This window comes from Streptomyces sp. NPDC005402 (assembly GCF_040606575.1).
In the GTDB taxonomy this organism is placed as follows: domain Bacteria; phylum Actinomycetota; class Actinomycetes; order Streptomycetales; family Streptomycetaceae; genus Streptomyces.
In genome coordinates this window covers 15,379-36,676 of the sequence record NZ_JBEXFB010000047.1, presented here as the reverse complement: position 1 = coordinate 36,676, position 21,298 = coordinate 15,379, and the positions used below count along the sequence as shown (strand labels likewise).

The 21,298-nt window shown below is 70.5% G+C and carries 19 protein-coding genes and 2 tRNA genes; 13 read left to right on the top strand and 8 right to left on the bottom strand.

The window, feature by feature from the left end; all coding sequences use genetic code 11:
- The first annotated feature begins 169 nt into the window (after nt 1-169).
- Nucleotides 170-367 (top strand): hypothetical protein, encoded by a 198-nt coding sequence (locus tag ABZT02_RS44140; protein ID WP_356028701.1) that lies wholly within the window; start codon nt 170-172, stop codon nt 365-367.
- An 11-nt stretch (nt 368-378) separates the two neighbouring features.
- Here the strand turns inward: ABZT02_RS44140 and ABZT02_RS44135 are convergent, their stop codons facing one another.
- Nucleotides 379-1,749 carry an AarF/ABC1/UbiB kinase family protein gene (locus ABZT02_RS44135; RefSeq protein WP_356028699.1) on the bottom strand — a complete coding sequence of 457 codons (1,371 nt, stop codon included), beginning with the start codon at nt 1,747-1,749 and terminating at the stop codon, nt 379-381.
- Nucleotides 1,742-2,959 carry a TOMM precursor leader peptide-binding protein gene (locus tag ABZT02_RS44130; RefSeq protein WP_356028696.1) on the bottom strand — a complete coding sequence of 406 codons (1,218 nt, stop codon included), beginning with the start codon at nt 2,957-2,959 and terminating at the stop codon, nt 1,742-1,744. The genes ABZT02_RS44135 and ABZT02_RS44130 overlap by 8 nt, the downstream gene beginning before the upstream one ends.
- Before the next feature lie 261 nt (nt 2,960-3,220).
- On the opposite strand from ABZT02_RS44130, the gene ABZT02_RS44125 reads away from it, so the two are divergent.
- From ABZT02_RS44125 to ABZT02_RS44110, 4 genes are all read left to right on the top strand, one after another.
- Complete coding sequence (locus ABZT02_RS44125; protein WP_356028693.1) at nt 3,221-3,817, top strand: M48 family metallopeptidase; 597 nt, start codon at nt 3,221-3,223, stop codon at nt 3,815-3,817.
- Between the two features lie 114 nt (nt 3,818-3,931).
- On the top strand, nt 3,932-5,530 hold the full coding sequence (locus tag ABZT02_RS44120; protein WP_356028691.1) for a TerD family protein: 1,599 nt from the start codon (nt 3,932-3,934) through the stop codon (nt 5,528-5,530).
- 4 nt (nt 5,531-5,534) lie between these two features.
- Entirely contained in the window at nt 5,535-6,212 is a 678-nt protein-coding gene (locus ABZT02_RS44115; protein WP_356028688.1) for an AIM24 family protein, read from the top strand.
- 17 nt (nt 6,213-6,229) lie between these two features.
- Nucleotides 6,230-6,967: an AIM24 family protein gene (locus ABZT02_RS44110; RefSeq protein ID WP_356028686.1), complete on the top strand. Its 738-nt coding sequence runs from the start codon at nt 6,230-6,232 to the stop codon at nt 6,965-6,967.
- Between the two features lie 89 nt (nt 6,968-7,056).
- Here the strand turns inward: ABZT02_RS44110 and ABZT02_RS44105 are convergent, their stop codons facing one another.
- Together ABZT02_RS44105 and ABZT02_RS44100 are read right to left on the bottom strand one after the other, a co-directional pair.
- Nucleotides 7,057-7,578: an NUDIX hydrolase gene (locus ABZT02_RS44105; protein WP_356028683.1), complete on the bottom strand. Its 522-nt coding sequence runs from the start codon at nt 7,576-7,578 to the stop codon at nt 7,057-7,059.
- Entirely contained in the window at nt 7,575-9,005 is a 1,431-nt protein-coding gene (locus tag ABZT02_RS44100; protein WP_356028681.1) for a zinc-dependent metalloprotease, read from the bottom strand. The genes ABZT02_RS44105 and ABZT02_RS44100 overlap by 4 nt, the downstream gene beginning before the upstream one ends.
- A gap of 192 nt (nt 9,006-9,197) precedes the next feature.
- Between ABZT02_RS44100 and ABZT02_RS44095 the strand changes: the two genes are divergently transcribed.
- From ABZT02_RS44095 to ABZT02_RS44080, 4 genes are all read left to right on the top strand, one after another.
- A complete protein-coding gene (locus ABZT02_RS44095) occupies nt 9,198-10,313 on the top strand; it encodes an SDR family oxidoreductase (protein WP_356028679.1) in 1,116 nt (371 codons plus the stop codon).
- Between the two features lie 173 nt (nt 10,314-10,486).
- The gene (locus ABZT02_RS44090; RefSeq protein WP_356028676.1) at nt 10,487-10,948 is read left to right on the top strand and encodes a molybdenum cofactor biosynthesis protein MoaE; all 462 of its coding nucleotides are present in this window, start codon (nt 10,487-10,489) and stop codon (nt 10,946-10,948) included.
- Between the two features lie 123 nt (nt 10,949-11,071).
- Nucleotides 11,072-11,236, top strand: a complete 165-nt coding sequence (locus ABZT02_RS44085; protein WP_356028674.1) for a hypothetical protein — start codon at nt 11,072-11,074, stop codon at nt 11,234-11,236.
- A 61-nt stretch (nt 11,237-11,297) separates the two neighbouring features.
- Complete coding sequence (locus ABZT02_RS44080; protein WP_356028671.1) at nt 11,298-12,395, top strand: PDZ domain-containing protein; 1,098 nt, start codon at nt 11,298-11,300, stop codon at nt 12,393-12,395.
- Between the two features lie 129 nt (nt 12,396-12,524).
- Here ABZT02_RS44080 and ABZT02_RS44075 read toward each other — a convergent pair whose 3' ends face one another.
- Entirely contained in the window at nt 12,525-13,067 is a 543-nt protein-coding gene (locus ABZT02_RS44075) for a PPA1309 family protein (RefSeq protein WP_356028669.1), read from the bottom strand.
- A 164-nt stretch (nt 13,068-13,231) separates the two neighbouring features.
- Between ABZT02_RS44075 and ABZT02_RS44070 the strand changes: the two genes are divergently transcribed.
- From ABZT02_RS44070 to ABZT02_RS44055, 4 genes are all read left to right on the top strand, one after another.
- Nucleotides 13,232-16,186 carry a UPF0182 family protein gene (locus ABZT02_RS44070; RefSeq protein WP_356028708.1) on the top strand — a complete coding sequence of 985 codons (2,955 nt, stop codon included), beginning with the start codon at nt 13,232-13,234 and terminating at the stop codon, nt 16,184-16,186.
- Between the two features lie 55 nt (nt 16,187-16,241).
- Nucleotides 16,242-16,315 (top strand) — tRNA-Met (locus tag ABZT02_RS44065).
- A gap of 206 nt (nt 16,316-16,521) precedes the next feature.
- Nucleotides 16,522-18,357 carry a sel1 repeat family protein gene (locus ABZT02_RS44060; protein WP_356028666.1) on the top strand — a complete coding sequence of 612 codons (1,836 nt, stop codon included), beginning with the start codon at nt 16,522-16,524 and terminating at the stop codon, nt 18,355-18,357.
- A gap of 78 nt (nt 18,358-18,435) precedes the next feature.
- Nucleotides 18,436-18,509 (top strand) — tRNA-Met (locus ABZT02_RS44055).
- 49 nt (nt 18,510-18,558) lie between these two features.
- Here the strand turns inward: ABZT02_RS44055 and ABZT02_RS44050 are convergent.
- The 3 genes from ABZT02_RS44050 to ABZT02_RS44040 are packed head-to-tail and all read right to left on the bottom strand — an operon-like array spanning nt 18,559 to nt 21,289.
- Nucleotides 18,559-19,704: an ABC transporter substrate-binding protein gene (locus ABZT02_RS44050; protein ID WP_356028663.1), complete on the bottom strand. Its 1,146-nt coding sequence runs from the start codon at nt 19,702-19,704 to the stop codon at nt 18,559-18,561.
- Complete coding sequence (locus ABZT02_RS44045) at nt 19,701-20,561, bottom strand: ABC transporter permease (RefSeq protein WP_356028661.1); 861 nt, start codon at nt 20,559-20,561, stop codon at nt 19,701-19,703. Before ABZT02_RS44045 ends, ABZT02_RS44050 begins: the two co-directional genes overlap by 4 nt.
- Nucleotides 20,558-21,289: an ABC transporter ATP-binding protein gene (locus ABZT02_RS44040; protein ID WP_356028705.1), complete on the bottom strand. Its 732-nt coding sequence runs from the start codon at nt 21,287-21,289 to the stop codon at nt 20,558-20,560. The genes ABZT02_RS44045 and ABZT02_RS44040 overlap by 4 nt, the downstream gene beginning before the upstream one ends.
- Between the last annotated feature and the right edge of the window lie 9 nt (nt 21,290-21,298).

Here is a 21,298-nt window from a genome sequence, read left to right as displayed (position 1 = left end):
ACTGACCACGGCATCCGACAGCGGCTCCGCCGCAGGACCGACATCCGACCGAGGAACCGAGATCAATGGCTGACGAACCGCTTGTCCTGGGCATCATCCGTTCGAACGGACCGACCCCCGCGGTGCGTTGTGTGCGCCGAACCGAGGGATCCGGCGCTATCGTCGGCGCGTGAGGAGTCTTCCCGGGGACGAGGGCGACGGCGAGGCGGGGCTGCTTGTGTGCGCCCGCTGCGGCACGCGGGCCGAGGGCTCACCGCCCACCTGGACCTGCTCCGTGGAGAACGGCGCCCGCCAGTACTTCTGCGACACCTGCGCCCGGGAGAACCTCAGGGCCATCGAGGGACGGCTCGACTCGGCCTGGTGGTAGGCCGACCCGCCTCACGCCTCCGCGGCCGCCTCCTCCTCGTCCCCTTCATCCTCCGCCACGAACCCCGGCAGCCACTCCTCCAGTTCCTCACGCAGCCGGACCGTCGCGCCCAGCTGGCACAGGACACCGATGGTGCTCAGGGTGACCCGGTGTATCAGGAGGTAGGCCGGGGGCAGGTTGAGCTGTTTGCCCAGTTGGTGGGCAGGGGAGCGAGGGTCGGCGATCCGGGCGGCCTGACTGCGCATCCAGCCGCGGCTGAAGGTGAACTCGTCGACCTCGGCGGGTTCGATGATCGGCAGCAGGTAGTCGAGGACCGCGTCCGGGTCCAGCTCTATGGACTCCTTGACGAAGCCCTCCGCGCAGAGCAGTTCGTAGACCGCCTCCGCCTCACCGTCCAGCGTCATCCGCAGGCAGGTGCCGATGGTGTCCGGCAGACCGCCCGCGAGCCGGTCGACCGTGCCGAAGTCCAGGACGCCCAGGCGCCAGTCCTCCTCGCCGTCCGGACCACCGGGCAGGAGCCGGAAGTTGCCCGGGTGCGGGTCGGCGTGCAACAGGCCGGTGCGAGCGGGGCCGGAGAAGAGGAACCGGGCCAGGAGCTGCCCGGCGCGGTCGCGCTGCTCCTCGGTGCCGTCGGAGATCACCTCCGACAGGGGGACACCCTCGATCCACTCCGTGATCAAAACCTGTTCGCTCTGGTGGACGACGGCCGGAACCACGACGTCCGCATCGTCCGCGAACTCCTCGGCATGGGTCTGCTGGGCCTGCGCCTCCAGCTCGTAGTCGAGCTCCTCCGAGACCCGGTCGCGCAGCTCGGCGATGAGGGGCTTGATGTCGATGCCGGGAATCAGGGGCCCCAGCAGGCGGGCGAAGCGGCCCAGTTGGGTCAGGTCGGACAGCAGGGCCTCGCCGGCCCCCGGGTACTGGACCTTGACCGCCACCTCGCGCCCGTCGTGCCATACGGCCCGGTGCACCTGGCCGATGGACGCCGCCGCGGAGGGCTTGTCGTCGAATTCGGCGAACAGCTCCTGCCAGTCCTCGCCCAGCCGCTCCTCGAGCACCGCGTGCACGGTGCGGGTCGGCATCGGAGGCGCCGCCTCCTGGAGCTTCGTCAGGGCCGCGCGGTAGGGGCCGGCCACCTCCTCGGGGAGCGCCGACTCGAAGACGGACAGGGCCTGGCCGAACTTCATGGCCCCGCCCTTGAGCTCCCCGAGCACCTTGAACAACTGGTCCGCGGTGCGCTGTTGCAGCTCGCGGCCCACGATCTCCGCGGACTCGCCCACGATCCGCTTGCCGAGTCCCCAGGTGGCCCGCCCGGCGAAGCCGAGCGGGAGCGCGGCGAGCTTGGCGGTCCGGGTGACCGCCTTCCGGGGAAGATCAGACATGCGCCCTCCAGGTGCCAGCAGGCCGTGGCGCGGTTGCCTTACGGCACAACTCCTCCGACGACCGATGCTCCGTCATTGTCTCGTGCGCAGCCTCCTCCTTGGAGGTGTGTTCTCCCTTACCTTTCTCCGCGGCCCCGCACGGGCATGCGGGATGCGGCACGAACGGCCGCGCGTGCCAGGTCAGACCGGGCAGCGAGACCTCCCAGCGGGCGCCCGCGCTCGACGGGATCCGGCCGTCCAGGAAAGCGAGCGCGTGCGCGGCCGCGAGGCCGGCGACCGTCGTGGCCAGTGCCAGGTCACAGGGGTGCGCCGGAAGCCGTCTGCTGCCCGAACGCCACTGGGCCACCAGTCGGGGCCAGGCCTGGTCGCGGTCGGTGCGTGTCTCGTGCAGACAGCCCGCGCAGCCCGTCTCGCCCGGCAGGACAAGCGGGCCGACCACTCCCGTCGCCTCGACCACACCGGCGTACAGATGAGGTGTGCCGGACCGGACGAAGGGCTCGCCGGCGGCCGGGGCGGGCGCGTGCACGTCGACGTCGTCCCGCGGGGCGAGGACGACCAGGGAGAACCCGGGGTCGTCCGACTCCACCGAGGTCCGGGAGCCGTGGCGCGGCGGGCGTCCGGGAGCCGCCGCGGACACCGCCCGGCGTGCGGCGGTGTCCCTGCGGTCGCCGACGGAGGCGGCGGGGAGCCCGCCCGGGGCGACGTCCCCCGGCTCGACCCGGCCGCAGTCCCGCACGTCGACCTCTCCGACGCCGGCCCCCGAGAGCAGCGCGGCCAGCGCCACGCCCACCCGGCCGGCACCCCTGACCTGCACCCGCAGTGAGCGACGGGAGGCCAGGAGCCCCATCGCCTCACCCGGCTCCGACGTGGTCAGCGAGAGGGACGCCAGGTCGGGTGCCAGCCGGTCGAGGACCTCCTTCTTCTCCCGCAGCGCGTCCGCGGCCGGCCCGCCGCCCCTCGCGTCGTCGAGGAGCCCGGCCCGTGCCAGCCGTGTCACCAGCGTGTCGACATGGCCGTCGGGCAGATCCATACGGCGTCCCTCCTCCCGCAGCAGCGCGAGACCGCGCGTCCCGTTGAGAAGGTCGAGGAAGCTGCCCGTCACCGTGTCGATCGGGCCCAGCGTCAGCGCGTGCGCCGGGGTCATCCCGAACTGCACGGTGTTGAGATCACGCCAGCCGCGCCGGAACGCGGGTTTCATCTGCGGAACCATTGTTTGCTCGAGCGGAACCACTGCTTGCATGACAGGCCCCCGTAGCCCTCGTAGAACGTCCCCGTCCGCCGCCGGAGTCCGGGCGACGGTCGGTCGCGGCTGCGGCGGCGATGCCAGCATGCCCGGACCCGAGGGGCCTCTGCCGAAAGTTGTCCACAGGTGGGGGCCATTCGTCGTACAAATCAGACGCATGGCGGGCGATCGGAACCGAACCGTCCCGGAGTCGGGACTTCCTCCGTGTGCAGAGGGTAACGTCGGGGCGTGCCCGCCGACCCACTGCACAGCGCCGGAACGCCACAGCGCAGCACGACGAGCCAGCCGCCGAGCGGCTCGGGGGCGAGCGCGATCGAGGTGCGCAGGAGCAGCCGTCGACGCCGGACGGTCTCCGCGTACCGCGAGGGCGATCGCACCGTCGTGCTCATCCCTGCCCGGATGTCCGAGGCGGAGGAGCAGCGCTGGGTGCGCGTCATGCTCGACAAGCTGGCCGCCCAGGAGAGCAAACGGGTCCTCGGCGACACCGAACTCTCCGAGCGCGCGCAGCGGCTGTCGGCCCAGTACTTCGAGGGCCGGGCGCGGCCCACCTCGGTCCGCTGGGTCACCAACCAGAACACCCGCTGGGGTTCGTGCACCCCCTCGGAGGGCAGCATCCGGCTCTCGCACCGACTCCAGGGCATGCCGGAGTACGTCGTCGACTACGTCCTGCTTCATGAGCTCGCGCATCTGCTCGTGCCCGGACACGGGCCCCGTTTCTGGCGGCTGCTGGAGGCCTATCCGCGCACCGAACGGGCGAAGGGCTATCTCGAAGGGGTGGTCGCCGCGGACCGGTTGCCGCACCTCCCGGGCGTCCGCGGAGAGTGACCGACGACCCGAACGGGTTTTTGTACCGGATCTGTACCGACCTGAGCCGGTGTCCGAGTTTGCCGTTAGCCTGTCGCGACGCACTCGCATCGGGATGGGGGACGGTCGTTACGCATGGCCAGGGAATTCCAACGCGGCCACAAGGCCAAGATCAGTGACCTGACCGCGGGCACGGACCTGTACGTAGGCGTACAGATCTCCGGCCCCGGACTGACCTTCGACATCAGCTGCTTCGGACTCGACGCCGACGAACGGCTCTCGGACGACCGGTACTTCATCTTCTTCAACCAGCCGAAGTCCCCCGAGGACTCCGTCCAGCTCCTGGGCGCGCAGTCGGGCGACACGGAGTCGTTCCGGGTCACGCTCGACCGGATTCCGTCGCAGATCCAGAAGCTGTCGTTCACGGCGACGATCGACGGCGACGGCCAGATGTCGCAGATCGCCCCCGGCTACCTCCGCATCGTCGCCGGTGGCGAGGAAGTGGCCCGGTACTCGTTCGACGGCGGCGAGTTCTCCACCGAGCGTGCCGTGATGGTGGGCGACCTGTATCTGAAGGACGTCTGGCGGTTCGCCGCGGTCGGCCAGGGATTCGACGGCGGTCTGGACGCACTGCTGAAGAACTTCGGCGGCGAGGTCGCCGAGGAGGAGCCCGAGTCCGCGCCCCAGCAGCCCGCCGTCCCGGCCCAGTCCCAGGCGCCGGCCTTCGCCCCGCCGCCGCAGGCCCCCGCGTCGCCCGCGCCCGCACCGGCCCCTTCGTTCGGCGCGCCAGCTCCCGCACCAGCCCCGTCCGTCCACACCGCTCCGACGATCGCGGGGGCCCCGGCCGCGCCCGCCGCGCCGACGAGTCCGCAGACGTTCACTCCTCCGGGGCAGACGTTCTCGCCACCCGGCGCACCTCCGGCGGGTCAGTACGCGCCCCCCGGCGCACCCGCGGGTCAGTTCACGCCCCCGGGTGCCGTCGCGGGTCAGTTCGCGCCCCCCGGTGCTCCCGGGGCCTTCCCCGGTCAGGCGCAGCCCTTCGGAGGCGGCACCCAGCTCGCCCCCGTGCCGCCCGAGGCCAACGTCCGGGTCGTGCTGACGAAGTACGCGGAAGCCCCCGTCGGCGACCGCTGGACCGAGCAGAACCAGAACCTGGTGCGGGCCACCCTCACCAAGGACGCCCCGATCCTCGCCAAACAGGGCAGCATGGTCGCCTACCAGGGCGACATCGACTTCGCCCACAAGGGCTCGGGCCTGCTCGGCAAGCTCACCGGGGCGCTCACCGGCCAGGGCATGTCCCTGATGCGCTGTACCGGCAACGGCGAGGTGTTCCTCGCCGACGAGGCCAGCCGGGTCTTCGTCATCCGCCTCCAGGGCGAGCAGCTCTACACCAGCGCCCAGGGAGTGCTCGCCTTCGACGAGTCCCTGGACACCGAGGTCCGCCGCATCGAGGGCGCGGGACTGCCCGGCGGAGGCTTCTTCAGCATGCTCTTCTCCGGCACCGGAGCGGTGGTCGTCAAGACACGCGGCGTGCCCGTCGTCCTCCCCGTCGGCCCGGCCACCTACGTCGACGGCAACGCCGTCATCGCCTGGTCCGCCGGTGCCCAGGCGGTCACCACGACCTCGCTCAGGCTGCGCCGCTCCGGGTACGCCCGGCAGACCACTGAGGCCGTGAACCTCCAGTTCCGCGGCGCCCCCGGCAACTTCGTCGTCGTACAGCCCTTCGAGGTGTGAGGCCATGGACACCCAGACTCTGAGTGCGCACCGCGCCGCCGCGACCGGCGTCCGCATGAGTGTGCACAGCTCAAAGACGCTCAAGGTCACCATGGCCACCGGTCACGACCTGATCGCCAAGGCCGGCTCGATGATCGCGTACGACGGCTATGTGCAGTTCGACGGGGCGCCCGCGAGCCTGCGCCGCTCGGCGGAGGAGATGGTCTCCGGTGAGGGCGGCAAGCTGATGCTGGCCCGCGGCGACGGCGACCTCTACCTGGCCGACTACGGCGGCGACATCCTCGTCCTGCACCTGGGCGGCGAGGCGCTGTCCGTGAACGGCGCAACCCTGCTGGCCTGCGACGCCTCGCTGGAACTGGCCATCGAACCGGTCAAGGGACTCGCGAAGCTCTCCGGCTCCGGCCTGACCAACCTCGTCATCAAGGGCACCGGCTGGGTCGCCCTGGTCAGCCGGGGCATCCCGATGGCCCTGGACTGCGCCGAACGCGAGACGTACGTCGACCCGGACGCGCTCGTCGCGTGGACGACCGGCCTGGAGATGAAGGCCCGCCGCACCATCAAGGCGAGCGCCCTCATCGGCCGCGGCAGCGGCGAGGCCTTCCAGATCGGCTTCAAGGGACAGGGCTTCGTCGTCGTCCAGCCGAGCGAGGACACCGGCGACCGATTCAAGATCCGGGGCTGAGGGGAGCACCAGGCACCATGCACAGCACACTCTTCCAACACGTCCCGGTCGAGTCGACCGGGCGCTACACCCTGCAGAACCCGCAGCTCCTGAAGACCGACGTCACCCAGGGCAGCAGCCCGATCCTGGCCCGGCAGGGCGCCATGGTGGCCTTCGAGGGCCAGGTCGAGTTCGACAGCCAGTACCGCAACCGCAGCTGGCGCAACGTCGAGCGGATGACCGGCGAGGGCCTCGACCTCATGCGCTGCAAGGGCAACGGCATCGTCTACCTGGCCAACCTGGCCCAGCACCTGCACATCATGGAGGTCGGCTCCGGCATCACGGTCGACAGCTCCTACGTGCTGGCCTTCGACGGCTCCCTCGGCGTCGGCATCGTCGCCGTGGACAGTGCCGTCGAGGTGGCGGCCGCGGGGGCCTACAACCTGGAGCTGTCCGGCTCCGGGCAGGTCGTCCTGATGACCTCCGGCGAGCCGCTGGTCCTTGAGGTGGGACCGGACAAGAACGTCTGCGTCGACTCCGACGCCGTCATCGCCTGGTCCACGTCCCTGCGCACCCAGCTCCAGGCGCCCACGTCCACCTCCGGCGTGTGGCGCCGCCGGGGCACCACCGGTGAGGGCTGGGAGATGCACTTCGGCGGCACCGGGCACGTCTTGGTCCAGCCCAGTGAGCTGCTGCCGCCCCAGGGCATGCGCAACGGCGGAGTGCTCAGTCAGTTCGGCATGCGCGGCAACTCCCTCGGGGGCAGCAACAGCTAGGCATGCGTAAGGGGCGCCCGCCATTGCCGGGCGCCCCTTACTTGCGCGCTCAAAGCCTCACCCGCGCGGTCAAAGCCTCACCTGTGCGCTCAAAGCCTCGCGCGCGTCGCTTCCAGCAGCCGTACGACGGAGTCGTCGGCCACATCCGCCACCTCGTCGTAGGCGAACCACCGGACGTCCAGCGACTCGTCGCTGATCGCCTCGACGGCCCCGGACGGTGCGAGCGCCGCGTACTGGACGTCGAAGTGGCAGTGGCACGGCGGCGGGATCGGATGCCGGTCCAGGCGCACCGGGCCGCCAGGCAGCAGCGTCAGACCCCGGATGCCGGACTCCTCCGTCGCCTCGCGCAGGGCCGCCGCCTCCAGGGAGGTGTCGGCCGGCTCGCAGTGACCGCCCATCTGGAGCCACATGCGCAGCTTCTTGTGGAGGGTCAGCAGTACCCGGCCGCGCTCGGGGTCGATCACCAGCGCGCTGGCGGTGACATGGCCCGCGTGGCACGCCTTCCACACGCCGTCCGGGTGTGCGGCGAGGTGATCGAGGTACGCCTGGCGCAACTCGTCCTGGCCCTCGTGGCTCTTCAGCACGAGGACCGCGTCGTCGTACAGGCTCACTCGGTGTCGTCGCCGCCCTCGGAGTCGTCCTTCTTCTTGAGGTCGGGCTTCTGAGCCGCCTCGCCGAGCATCTTGTCCAGCTCGGAGAAGTCCAGCTGCTCGCGGTGCACGAAGCCGTCCGGGTCGTCCAGGTCGGACGCGGTCGGCAGCATGTCCGGGTGGGCCCACAGTCCGTCCCGGCCGTCGACACCGCGCGCGTCCGTGAGCGAGGCCCACAGACGGGACGCGTCCCGCAGCCGGCGCGGGCGCAGTTCCAGGCCGATCAGAGTGGCGAAGGTCTGCTCGGCCGGACCGCCCGAGGCACGCCGGCGGCGCAGGGTCTCGCGCAGCGCGTCGGCGGACGACAGACGCGGCTTCGCGGCCGCGTGGACCACCGCGTCCACCCAGCCCTCCACGAGCGCCAGAGCCGTCTCCAGACGGGCCAGGGCCGCCTTCTGCTCCGGGGTGTCCTCCGGCTGGAACATGCCCTGCTGGAGGGCGTCCTGGAGCTGCTCGGGGTTCTGCGGGTCGAACTGGCCGACCACGTCCTCCAGCTTGGCGGTGTCGACCTTGATCCCGCGCGCGTACCCGTCGACAGCGCCGTACAGGTGCGAGCGCAGCCACGGCACGTGCGCGAAGAGGCGCTGGTGGGCGGCCTCGCGCAGGGCGAGATACAGCCGCACCTCGTCCGCCGGCACGCCCAGATCCTTGCCGAAGGCCTCGATGTTCGCCGGCAGCAGCGCGGCCTTGCCGGCCGGGCCCAGCGGCAGGCCGATGTCGGTGGAGCCGACGACCTCGCCCGCGAGCACGCCGACGGCCTGCCCGATCTGGGTGCCGAACATGGCGCCGCCCATCGAGCGCATCATGCCGATCAGCGGGCCGGCCATGGCCTGCATCTCCTCCGGCAGGACGTCGCCCATGGCGGTGCCGACCCGCTCGGCGACCGGGTCGACGAGTTCCTTCCATGCGGGCAGGGTCGCCTCGACCCACTCCGCGCGGGACCAGGCCACGGCGGAGCCCGCGCCGGACGGCAGTGACGTCGCGTCGTCGAGCCACAGGTCGGCCAGGCGTACGGCCTCCTCGACCGCGGTGCGCTCGGCGGGGCCGATGCTCGCGTCCTTGGTGCCGTCCGAGGTGCCCTGGGAGACCGTCTGGCGGGCGATCTGCTTGGCCATGTCCCAGTTCACCGGGCCGCCCTCGTACGAGAGCATCTGGCCCAGCTGCTGGAAGGCGGCGCCCAGGTCGGTGGGGTTCAACGAACCGAACATGGCTGCGAGCGGATTGTCCGCACCGGGGCCGCCAAAGCCTCCGGCTCCGGGCAGACCGCCGAAACCGAACGGGTTGGCCGGTCCCTGACCACCACCGCTCTCCTGGTCCTTCTTCTTGCCCTCGTCGCCGTCGTCCGGCTCCTCCGGCGGAAGGCCGAATCCGAATGGGGTGTCACTCACGGGATTCCTCGGCTGGTAAGGCCACCGGTTGCCTCCGGCGGCGCGGCTGCCCGATAACACCCCCCAGCGTAGACACCGACGGCCGTTAGGGCCTCGGTGCTCCGCCGACTGTCCGCCTGCGGCAGGATGGATGCCACCTGGTACGTACGCGTCACTCGCGTTCCTACTGAAGACAACCGCTGGAGACGCCCGGTGAGTTCCCCTGATCCGCAGGTTCGCGCAGCGCGAAACCAGTCAACCAATCCCGCCACGCGCGGGCCAGTCGTCGCGGTCACCGGCGCCGCGTCCGGCATCGGAGCGATGCTCACCGAGCGGCTCGCCGCCTCGGAGGAGATCAAGCAGGTCATCGCGCTCGACGAGCGGCGTGGCGAGTGCGCCGCGGCGCAGTGGCACATCCTGGACGTACGGGATCCGGCCATCGCGGAGAAGTTGCGCGGGGCCGATGTCGTGGTGCATCTGGCGCTCGACCTCGACCTGGAGACCGACCCGGCGGCGCGCACGGCGTACAACGTTCGAGGGACGCAGACCGTGCTGACCGCGGCGGCGGCCGCGGGCATCCACCGGGTCGTGCTGTGCACCTCCGCGATGGTCTACGGGGCGCTCCCGGACAACGAGCTGCCCCTGTCGGAGGACGCCGAACTGCGGGCCACCGCGGAGGCGACCGGTGTCGGGGACCTGCTGGAGATCGAACGGCTCGCACGGCGGGCGCCCCGGGCGCACCCCGGGCTCAATGTCACCGTCGTGCGGCCCGCCGTCCTGGTCGGGGGCGGCACCGACACCGCTCTGACCCGGTACTTCGAGTCGCCGCGGCTCCTGGTCGTGGCCGGATCCCGGCCCGCCTGGCAGTTCTGCCACGTCGAGGACCTGTGCAGCGCGCTGGAGCACGCCGTCCTGGAGAAGGTCGACGGGGAACTCGCCGTCGGGTGTGACGGGTGGCTGGAGCAGGAGGAGATCGAGGAGCTCAGCGGGATCCGCCGGATGGAGTTGCCGTCGGCCGTCGCGCTGGGTGCCGCGGCCCGGCTGCACCGGATCGGTCTGACGCCGTCTCCCGCGGGGGATCTCGCGTACACGATGTACCCCTGGGTGGTGAGCGGGAGCCGGCTGCACGACGCCGGGTGGCGGCCGCAGTGGACCAACGAGGAGGTGCTCGCGGAGCTGCTGGAGGACGTCGCCGGGCGGCATACGGTCGCTGGGCGGCGGCTCGGACGCAAGGACGCGACGGCTGCCGGGGCGGCTGGAGCGACGGTCGCGTTGCTGGGTGCGGCGGCTGTCGTCCGGCGGGCGCGGAAGGCTCGGCGGCGGATCTGAGCGGAGTGCGCAGCGGGGTGCCGGATCAGGTTGTGGGGCGCCTACGGGTGTGCGTTGTGGCTGGTCGCGGACTTCCCGCGCCACCAGGTTGGTGCTTGCACCGGCGACTCGACGGGTACGCCTGTATGAAAGCTCTATTCCGGGTTGATCGCGGCGTGCGGCACGATGGACGCATGGCACCCACCAACGACCATCCCGGCGAGCAGGCCGCGCGGGATCCCATCAAGCTCCTCGCCATCCGCGAGACCCCGCTCTCCCTCGACGAGGTCTTCCGCGCTGTCGGGGACGACGCGGCCGGGGGGACCGCCCTGTTCGTCGGGACCGTGCGAAATCACGACGGAGGGGCCGACGTGGACAAGCTCGGCTACTCGTGCCACCCCAGTGCCGAGGCCGAGATGCGAAGGGTCGCCGAGAAGGTCGTCGCCGAGTTCCCGGTACGGGCGCTCGCCGCTGTGCATCGCGTCGGGGATCTCGGAGTCGGGGACCTCGCCGTCGTCGTCGCCGTTTCCTGCCCGCACCGGGGCGAGGCCTTCGAAGCCTGCCGGAAACTGATCGACGATCTCAAGCACGAGGTTCCGATCTGGAAACACCAGACGTTTTCCGACGGTACGGAGGAATGGGTCGGCGCCTGCTGAACCCTTCCTTCACCTCTCCGGTTGCGTAACCGCACCCCTGGCGTGAGCGTTGTCAGTGCGGATGGCTAATCTGTTGATCAGTCAGTTTTCCGCGGTTGCTCAGCATGGGGTCAGGAGGTCGGCATGGGGGCGCTCGTCTGGTTGTTGATTCCGTTGTTGGCCGGGGTCGTCGCCGGGCTGTGGGGCAGTTGGGCCAACCGGACCAGGAAGGCCCGCAGCGACGGCCCCGAGCTCGACGGATACGCCCGTTTCCGCGCCGCGATGGAGAAGTCGCACTCCGGCACCTGACGTCCACGTGACGGCGGCGCCCTGACGATGGTCTGACAGGAGCGTCCCGTACTGTCGTGCCATGCCACGCCGCACCGCGACGATGCTCGCCTCCACCCTGATGCTGATCGCGCTTCTCTGCGCGGGAGTCTTCATCAAAGTGCCCTACGCCGAGATGTCACCGGGCCCCACGGTGAACACCCTCGGGGACCACGGCGGCGAGCCGGTGCTGCAGATCTCCGGGCGCAAGACGTATCCGACGAGCGGTCACCTGAACATGACCACCGTCCGGGTCACCAGCGCCGACTACAAGATGAACCTCGTCGAGGCCGTGTACGGCTGGCTCGCGCACGACAACAAGGTCGTACCGCACGACACCCTCTACCCGGACGGCAAGACCGAGGAGCAGTCGACCCAGGAGAACGCCGAGGAGTTCAGCCAGTCCCAGGAGAGCGCCAAGGTCGCCGCCCTGAAGGAACTGGACGTCCCGGTGCAGTCCTGGGTGATCGTCTCGACCGTCGTCAAGGACTCCCCGGCCGAGGGCAGGCTGCACGCCGGTGACGTCATCAAGGCCGTCGACGGTACGGCCGTGAAGGCTCCGGACGATGTCGCGAAGCTGGTGACGAAGCACAAGCCGGGTGAGGACGTCGTCTTCACCGTCGTGCCCGCCAAGGAACAGGCCGCCGCCGAGAAGGCGCACAGGACGGCGACCAGGACCGAGAAGGTCACGATCACCACCCGGGCCTCCGACGACGAGGGCGAGAAGCGCGCCATCGTGGGGATCGCCGCCGGGACCGACCACACCTTCCCGTTCACCGTCGACATCAAGCTCGCCGACGTCGGCGGCCCGAGCGCCGGTCTGATGTTCGCGCTCGGCATCTACGACAAGCTCACCCCGGGCAGCCTGACCGGCGGCAAGTTCGTCGCCGGCACCGGGACGATCGACGACGACGGCAAGGTCGGCCCGATCGGCGGCATCGAGATGAAGACGGTCGGCGCGCGCGACAAGGGCGCCCAGTACTTCCTGACGCCCGCCGACAACTGCGCGGCCGCCGCCAAGGACACACCGAGCGGGCTCACCCTGATCAAGGTGAACACCATCGACGACGCCCTCGGCGCGCTCAAGGACCTCCGCGAGGGCAGGACGTCCGACCTGCCCACGTGCACGGCCAAGGGCTGACCGGCACGCGCGTGTACGACGACGGGGGCGCCCCTCACACCGAGGGCGCCCCCGTCGTCGTAACGGAAGAGCTGGAAGAAGACCCAAAAGGCCCGGAAGACCTGTAAGAGCTGAGGGACCTGGAAGACCTCAGTCCGCGAACGTCGCCGACAGGGCCTCCGCCAGACCCGGGACCAGGTCGCGGCCGGTGAGGACCTCGGTCGGGGAGTCCTTCTCGCGCAGGCGCAGGGCCGAGTCGCGGGTGCCGTCGCGCAGGACCGCGACCGTCATGCGGACCTCCTGGCGGTCCGGGTGCTCGGCGACCCACTTCGCCAGCTTGGCGTCGCTCAGCCCCTGCGGGACGGACGCCTCGGCGGACGGGGGCAGCATCAGGCGTTCCACGGTGAGCGCGCAGCCGACGACCGCGTCGGGCCAGGCGATGGTGCCGAGGAACTCGTCGAGCGGCTTGCCCGCGGGAATCTCGTCCTGCTCGATGGGGGTCAGGGCCGAGGACTCCCGCGCCTCCTCCAGACCGAGCTGGCTCGCGAGGGCGGGTTCCTGGGTTCGCAGCCGGGCGGTGTCTACGAGGGCGAAGAGGCGGGCGGGCTGGTCCCAGCCGAGGCCGGAGGCGTACTCGTCGATCTCGAGTACGGCCCGGGTGAGCGGGCTCGCCGCCATGGGGGTGTTGGACATGGTCACAATCCTGCCTCGTTCGTGACCGGAATCGGGAACCGAGTAAACGGTGAGTAAGTTGCATAGGTGTGGGCCCGCGATCACGGGGGGCCACCCAGGGCCCGCGAACACGAGGGCCTGACGGATCGACAGCGAACTTCGAGGTGCGCACCTTGGCTTTCCAGATGCCGGACCGCGGCGGAGGCCCGACAGGGCCGCGGATGAGAGTGGGCCGCCCGTCCCGGCGTGCCAGGACCCTGCTCATGACGCTGGGCGTCCTTGCCGTTCTCGGCATGGCGTTCACCATGTTCGCGGGCTTCTGGACGGACTGGCTCTGGTACCGCTCGGTGAACTACTCGTCCGTGTTCACCACCACCCTGTGGACCAAGATCGGGCTGTTCTTCGTCTTCGGTCTGCTGATGGCCCTCGCCGTCGGTGTCAACATCTGGCTGGCCCACCGGCTGCGCCCGCCGCTGAGCGCCATGTCGATGGAGCAGCAGAACCTCGACCGCTACCGGATGGGCATCGCGCCGTACAAGAAGTGGCTGCTGCTCGGGATCGTCTCCCTGGTGGGCCTGATCGCCGGCGCCTCCGCCTCCAGTCAGTGGCGGACCTGGCTGATGTGGGTCAACGGCGTGTCCTTCGGCCAGAAGGACCCGCAGTTCCACCTCGACATCTCCTTCTACACCTTCGACCTGCCCTGGTACCGGTTCCTGCTCGGCTTCGGCTTCGCCGCCGCGATCCTCTCGGTGATCGCCGCCGCGCTCACCCATTACCTGTACGGCGGTCTCAGGGTCACCTCCCCGGGCGCGCGGGCCACGGCCGCCGCGACCGGCCACCTGTCGGTGCTGCTCGGCATCTTCGTCGCCCTGAAGGCGGTCGCGTACTGGCTCGACCGGTACGGCCTCGCGGTCAAGTCCAGCGACTTCAAGGCGACCGACAGCTGGACGGGCCTCAGGTACGTCGACGCGAACGCCTATCTGCCGGCCAAGACGATCCTGTTCTGCATCGCCGTCATCTGCGCGCTGCTGTTCTTCGCCACCCTGTGGCGGCGCACCTGGCAGCTGCCCGTGATCGGCTTCGGCCTGATGGTGCTCTCGGCGATCCTCATCGGCGGGCTCTACCCGGCGATCGTCCAGAAGTTCCAGGTCCAGCCGAACGAGCAGGCCAAGGAAGCGCCGTACGTCGAGAAGAACCTCAAGGCGACGCGTGAGGCCTACGGCATCGACGACGCCTCGGTGACCGAGTACGACGGCAAGTCCACCACCACGGACAAGACCAAGCTGCGCGACGACGTCGACGCCACGGCGAGCATCCGGGTCGTGGACCCCAACGTGGTCTCGCCGACGTTCCAGCAGCTCCAGCAGATGCGGAACTACTACGCGTTCCCGACCAACCTGGACGTGGACCGCTACAGCAAGGACGGCAAGGATCAGGACACGGTCATCGGGCTGCGTGAGCTGAACCTCGCCGGCATCCCGAAGAACAACTGGATCAACGACCACTTCCGCTACACCCACGGTTACGGCGTGGTCGCCGCGAAGGGCACCGAGGCCGACGCCGAGGGCCGCCCGGTCTTCACCGAGTCCAACCTGCCCTCGCAGGGTGACCTCGGGACGTACCAGCAGCGCGTCTACTACGGCGAGAAGACCACCGAGTACTCGATCGTCGGCGGTCCCCAGAAGGAGATCGACTACTCCGACGACTCCGGTGAGAAGACCTACAGCTACAAGGCCAAGAGCGGGGTCAACCTCTCCAACCCGGTCAACCGGGCCGCGTACGCGGTGGCGTTCAGCGAGCCGCAGATCCTCTACTCCGGAGCGATCGGCGAGGGCTCGAGGATCCTGTACAACCGCACGCCCAAGCAGCGCGTCGAGGCGGTCGCCCCCTGGCTGACCATCGACGGCGACGCCTATCCGGCGGTGGTGAACGGCAAGATCCAGTGGATCGTCGACGCCTACACGACGACGAACGGCTACCCGTACTCCTCGCGTACGACCCTCGGTGACACCACGGCCGACTCGCTGACCGCGACGAACAACCAGCGCGCGGTGGTGGCCCAGCAGAACCAGGTCAACTACATCCGCAACTCGGTGAAGGCGACCGTCGACGCGTACACCGGCCAGGTCAAGCTCTACCAGTGGGACACCAAGGACCCGGTCCTCAAGACCTGGATGAAGGCGTTCCCGGGCACGGTGGAGCCGAAGAAGGACATCTCCACCGACCTGATGGCCCATCTGCGGTACCCGCAGGACCTGTTCAAGGTCCAGCGTGAGCTGCTGGCGCGCTACCACGTCGAGGACGCGGACACCTTCCTCAGCGGCAGCGAGGTGTGGCAGGTGCCGGACGACCCGACCAACAAGTCGGGCGACGCGGTGCCGCCGTACTACCTGAGCATGAAGATGCCCGACCAGAAGGCACAGGCGTTCTCGCTGACGACGACGTTCACGCCCAACGGCCGGGACAACCTCAGTGCGTTCATGTCGGTCGACGCCGAGGCGGGCACCGGTGACTACGGCAAGATCAGAATCCTGAAACTGCCGACCAACACGACGGTCAACGGGCCCAAACAGGTGCAGAGCCAGTTCAACTCCGAACAGGACATCGCCGAGACCATCAGCCTCCTCAACAGAGGCGACTCCAATGTGGAGTACGGCAATCTCCTGACGGTGCCGCTCGACGGCGGACTGCTCTACGTGGAGCCGGTCTACGTACGCGGTGGTGGACTCAAGTACCCGCTGCTGCGGAAGGTGTTGGTGACCTACGGAGGCAACACCGCCTTCGAGGACACCCTCGACGAGGCCCTCAACAAGGTGTTCGGAGCGAACGGTTCGACCACCGAGCCACCGGACGACGGCGGCGGGGACACGACCAAGCCGCCGCCGACCTCCAGCAACCCGACGGTCCAACAGGCGCTGGACGACGCCCAGAAGGCCTTCGACGCCGGCCAGGAAGCCCTGAAGAAGGGCGACTGGGAGGCGTACGGCCGGGCCCAGGAGGACCTGAAGGACGCGCTCAAGCGTGCCGAGGACGCGCAGTCCGCGGCGGGCAAGGGCACCGGCAGCAGCGCGAAGCCCAGCAGCAGCCCGAGCCCGAGGAGCAGTCCCAGCAGTAGTCCGAGCAGCAGTCCCAGCGGCTGATCAGCCGCTGGTCACATGCCCACCCCCGCGCCGTGGTACGGTTGCAACACAACGGCGCGGGGTGGAGCAGCTCGGTAGCTCGCTGGGCTCATAACCCAGAGGTCGCAGGTTCAAATCCTGTCCCCGCTACTGAAAACGAAGGCCCGGATCCTCTTGAGGATCCGGGCCTTCGTGGTGTGCGAACGCATGTACCGGCCGCTACGACGGCCGTGCCGCCTCGGGGAGTTGGGGTGCCTGTGTTTGACTTGTCTCTCTGTGGGCATGTCGACAAAACGCTGAAGTGACCTCAATGGCTGCGGTATACCAGGTGTACCCAGGTTGATGGTGGTGCGACGATGGACGTTATGGGGGACAAGGCAACTCTGTTGGAGACAGGGCGTTTTGTGCAGCCTGCCGATTTTTCGGAGTCGACGGGCGACTTGTCGCAGCCCATGGACCGGGACGAGACCGGGGAGGCTGCCGAGGAGGCACGGCAGCGCCTGGCCGCGCAGGCCGGTGACGTCGAGGCGATGAGCGTCCTCGGCGCCCTCCTGCTGCGCCGCGGCGACCTCGACGGAGCCGAGCCCCATCTGCGTGCCGCCACCGCCGCCGGTGACCGGGCCGCCGCCAACAACCTCGGAGTGCTGCTGCACCAGCGCGGCTACGCCGACGACGCCGCCGGCTGGTGGCGGATCGCCGCCGTCGCCGGGTCCGCCGCGGCCGCGCACGCGCTGGGACGCCACCATCGTGAACGGGGCGACGAGCCCGCCGCCGAGTACTGGCTGCGCCAGTCCGCCGAGCAGGGACACGCGCTGGGCGCCTACGCACTCGCCGACCTGCTGGAGCACCGCGGGGACGCGGGCGCCGAGCAGTGGATGCGGATCGCCGCCGAGCGGGGGCACCGGGAGGCGGCCTACCGGCTGGCCCGCACGCTCGACCGCAGGCTGGGCCCCGAGGGGGACGTGGGGGACGATCACGGCGCCGGCGCCGAGGCAGAGCAGTGGTACCGGCAGGCCGCCGCGCGTGGACACCGGCGGGCGGCCCTGCATCTCGGGGCGATCCTGGAGCGGCGCGGCGCGCTCAAGGAGGCCGGGCGCTGGTATCTGACGTCCGCCAAGGACGGCGAGGCGCGGGCCGCCTGCGCGCTCGGGTTCCTGCTGCGGGACGCGGGGGACACCGAGAGCGCCGCCGTCTGGTGGCTGCGCGCCGCCCAGGACGGGGACGGCAACGCGGCCAACGCGCTGGGCGCCCTGCATGCCGAGCGCGGCGAGCAGCAGACCGCCGAGCGCTGGTACCGGGCGGCGATGGACGCCGGCGACGACAACGGCGCGTACAACCTCGCGCTGCTCTGCGCCGAGCAGGGGCGGACCGCGCAGGCCGAGCAGTGGTACCGGCGGGCCGCGTACGCGGGGCACCGGGAGGCGGCCAACGCGCTCGCCATCCTGCTGCTCCAGGGCGGGGACACGGCCGGGGCCGAGCCGTGGTTCTCCAAGGCCGCGGAGGCCGGGAGCGTGGACGCCGCGTTCAACCTCGGCATCCTGTTCGCCGGGCGCGGAGAGGAGGCCGTCGCCCTGCGCTGGTACGAGCGGGCCGCCGCCGCCGGGCACACCGAGGCCGCGCTCCAGGTCGGCATCGCCCGACTGCGGGACGGGGACGAGGCCGGGGCCGAGCGGCACCTTCGGTGTGCGGCGGGGGGTGGCAGCGCGGAGGCCGCTTACCGGCTGGCGACCGTGCTCGACGCCCGGCGGCCGCCGGTGCCCGCGCACTCCCTCGGAGAGCCGGTGCACGAGGAGAAGAGCGAGTGCGAGGAGTGGTACGAGCGGGCGGCCTCCCAGGGGCATCGCCGGGCTCAGGTCCGGGTGGGCATGCTCGCCGCCGCGCGGGGTGATGTCGTGGAGGCGGCCCGGTGGTACCGGGAGGCCGCGGAGGCGGGATCCCGTAACGGGGCCTTCAATCTGGGGCTGCTGCTCGCCCGCGAGGGAAGTGAGCCGGAGGCCGCCGTGTGGTGGGCTCGGGCGGCCGACGCGGGGCATGGACGGGCGGCGTTGCGGTTGGCGCTGGTCTACGCGCGTCGGGGTGAGCTGGCCGAAGGGCAGCGGTGGGCCGACCGGGCGGTGGCCCTCGGGCCTGCGGAGGTGTCCGAGCGGGCGGCCCGGCTGCGGGACGCGTTGCGTGAGGAACTGTCGGCGTAGCGGTCGGCTGTGTGGAGCCGCCTTCGAACAAGCGATTTGCCTCTGGCCTCCCCCTTCACGTAACGTTGCATTCATCGCCGCGGGGTGGAGCAGCTCGGTAGCTCGCTGGGCTCATAACCCAGAGGTCGCAGGTTCAAATCCTGTCCCCGCTACTGAAGGCCGAGGGCCGGAATCCGAAAGGGTTCCGGCCTTCGGTTTTTTTCAGGGGCGATGGCCCACCGCCTCCTCGTACAGCGTTCTGTTCACCGTCCGCGACTCCGGCAGGGGCTCTCCCTCGGCCACGCCCTGTGCCTTGTACGCCGCCTGCAACCGGTCCGTCGTGCCCGCGCGGATCTCCCAGTCCATGCGCAGGGACGGGGTGGACCTGAGGATCGCCTCGTCGGTCTTCAGGAGCTTCGCCAGGTAGGTGACGAAGGTCGCATCCGACTTGTAGTCGGCTGCGAACCAGGTGTTCACCGTGCGGATGTACGCCCGCAGCAGGGCGACCCCCGCGTCCACGTCGTCGGCCAGCAGGCCGGGACCGTAGAGCATGCCGCCCAGGGGCTCGCCGAGCGGCTGGCCGCCCAGGAAGGCGTAGCCGGGCCTGCCGTCGACCCTGCGCCAGACCGGGTCGACGAGCCAGGCCGAGTCGACGCCGCCGTTCTGGAGGGCCGTGAGGACGTCGGCCGAACCGAGCTGCTGGTACTGGATCTCGTCGAGGCCGCCACCGTGCTGGTCGAGGGCCTTCTCCATGGGGTACGCGATCACCGAGCCCTTGCCGATCATCGTGCCCATCCTGCGGCCGGCCATCCGCACCTGGTCGCCGCTCTCGCCGTCCTCCAGCCGGACCCACAGGCCGCTCTTCGACTTCGGGTCGGGCGAGAAGTTCGCCGCGACCCAGCGGATGTCGAAACCGCCCCGGACGCCGTTCATGACCGCCGCCTCGGGAGCCGCCCACAGTGCGTCGATGTCACCCTTGGCGAGGAGCGGGAGCGAGTCGGGGGTCGGCAGTACCTTCAGCGTGACATCCAGGCCCTCCTTCTTGAACTCGCCCTTGTCCAGCGCGACCTGGAGCGGCGCCACGTACTCGGCGCTCAGCGTGCCCGTCGCGATCGTGAGCTTGCGCGGTTTCGGCAGGGGCTGGGGAGCGGGGGTGCCGGGCTCGCAGCGGGCCGGGGTGCGGGTCGGGGAGAGGTCGGCGGGGTCCGTCCAGGAGCCGGCGTCGCAGCCCGCCACCGGACGGACGGTCCGGGTCCCGCCCCCGCCCGCCCTCGACTCCGGGCTCCTCGTGTCGTGTGACGCCGTGCAGGCTGTCGACGTCAGCAGGACGACTGCGGTGAGCGCTGCGCCGTAGAAGTGTGTTCTCACGATTGGCTCCTTCCGCGGTCCCTCGGTGCCCACGGGGTGAGCAGGCGGCCCAGGATGCGGACCAGTTCGGAGAAGAGGACTCCGAGGACGGCCACGCAGACGATGCCGACGAACATCACGTCGTTCTGGAACAGTGCGCGCGAGTCGAAGATCAGGTGACCCAGGCCGTTCGTCGCGGCGATCTGCTCCGAGGCGACGATCACCAGGACCGCCACGCCCGCCGCGATCCGGGCGCCGACCAGGACGGAGGGCAGGGAGGCGGGCAGGAGGACATGGCGGAACATCTGCCACGGGGAGGCGCCGAAGACCTGGCCCGCGTCGCGGTGGCCGGAGGGGATCGAGATCACCGCCGACATGGTCGAGATCCATACGAAGAAGAACACCGTCGTCGCGACCAGGGCGATCTGGGGGCCCTCGCCGAGGCCGAACATGTTGAGGAAGACGGGGAGCAGGGCCAGTTTCGGAACGACGTACAGGGCGTCCAGGAGGGGTTCCAGGGCTGCTCGTACCAGGGGCAGCGAGCCCATCAGGAGGCCCAGCGCGTAGCCCGTGGCCGTGCCGAGCGCGCAGCCCGCCAGGACGCGTTTCAGGGTGGCCCACACGTCGGGCCACAGGTCGCCGGCGGCCGCCCGGTCCCAGCCGTCGGCGAGGATCGTGGAGGGGGCCGGGTAGACGCGGTCGTCCAGCCAGGCCTGGGTGGCGGCCAGTTGCCACAGGAGGACCAGGAGCAGCGGGACGGCTGTCGCCAGGGTCAGTTCCAGGGCTCGTCTGCGGCGGTGGGTGCGTACCGGGTGCAGCTCTTCCGGGCCCGGGCGGCGCACGAGGACGGAGACCTTCTCGGGAGCCACGGTCGTCATGCCGGTATCGCCTCCTTGCGCAGCAGGTCCCACAACTCGCTCTTCAGGGACGTGAATTCGGGGGACGAGCGGATGTCGCCTGTGCGTGGGCGGGGGAAGGGCGGGCGGTGTTCGGCGATGAGGCGGCCGGGGCGTGCGGACATCACCAGGACCCGGTCGCCCAGGACGATCGCCTCCTCCAGGCTGTGGGTGATGAACAGGGTGGTGGTGCGCAGGGTCTGGGTGATCTCCAGCAGCTCGTCCTGGAGGATCATGCGGAGTTGGGCGTCCAGTGCGGCGAACGGCTCGTCCATCAGCAGGAGTTCCGGTTCCACGGCCAGGGCCCGCGCGATGGCGACACGCTGGCGCATGCCTCCCGAGAGGGTCGCCGGGTAGACGTCGGCGAAGTCGGACAGGCCCATGCGGGCCAGCCACTCGTCGGCCCGGCTGTTCGCCTCGCGGCGCGGGACGCGCTGGATGTCCAGGCCGAAGCGGACGTTGGCGCGGACGGACTTCCAGTCGTAGATGCCGTAGTCCTGGAAGATCATGGCGGCCGGGCGCGGTGCGGTCGTCCGGATCTCCAGGGTGCCCTTGCTCGGGCGGAGCAGGCCCGCGGCGATGCGCAGCAGCGTCGACTTGCCGCAGCCGGAGGGGCCGACCAGGCAGACGAACTCGCCGGGGGCGACGCTGAGGTCGAGCGGGCCGAGGGCGGCGACGGAGCGGGGCGGGCGGCCGAAGGTGCGGGTCAGGCCGGTGGC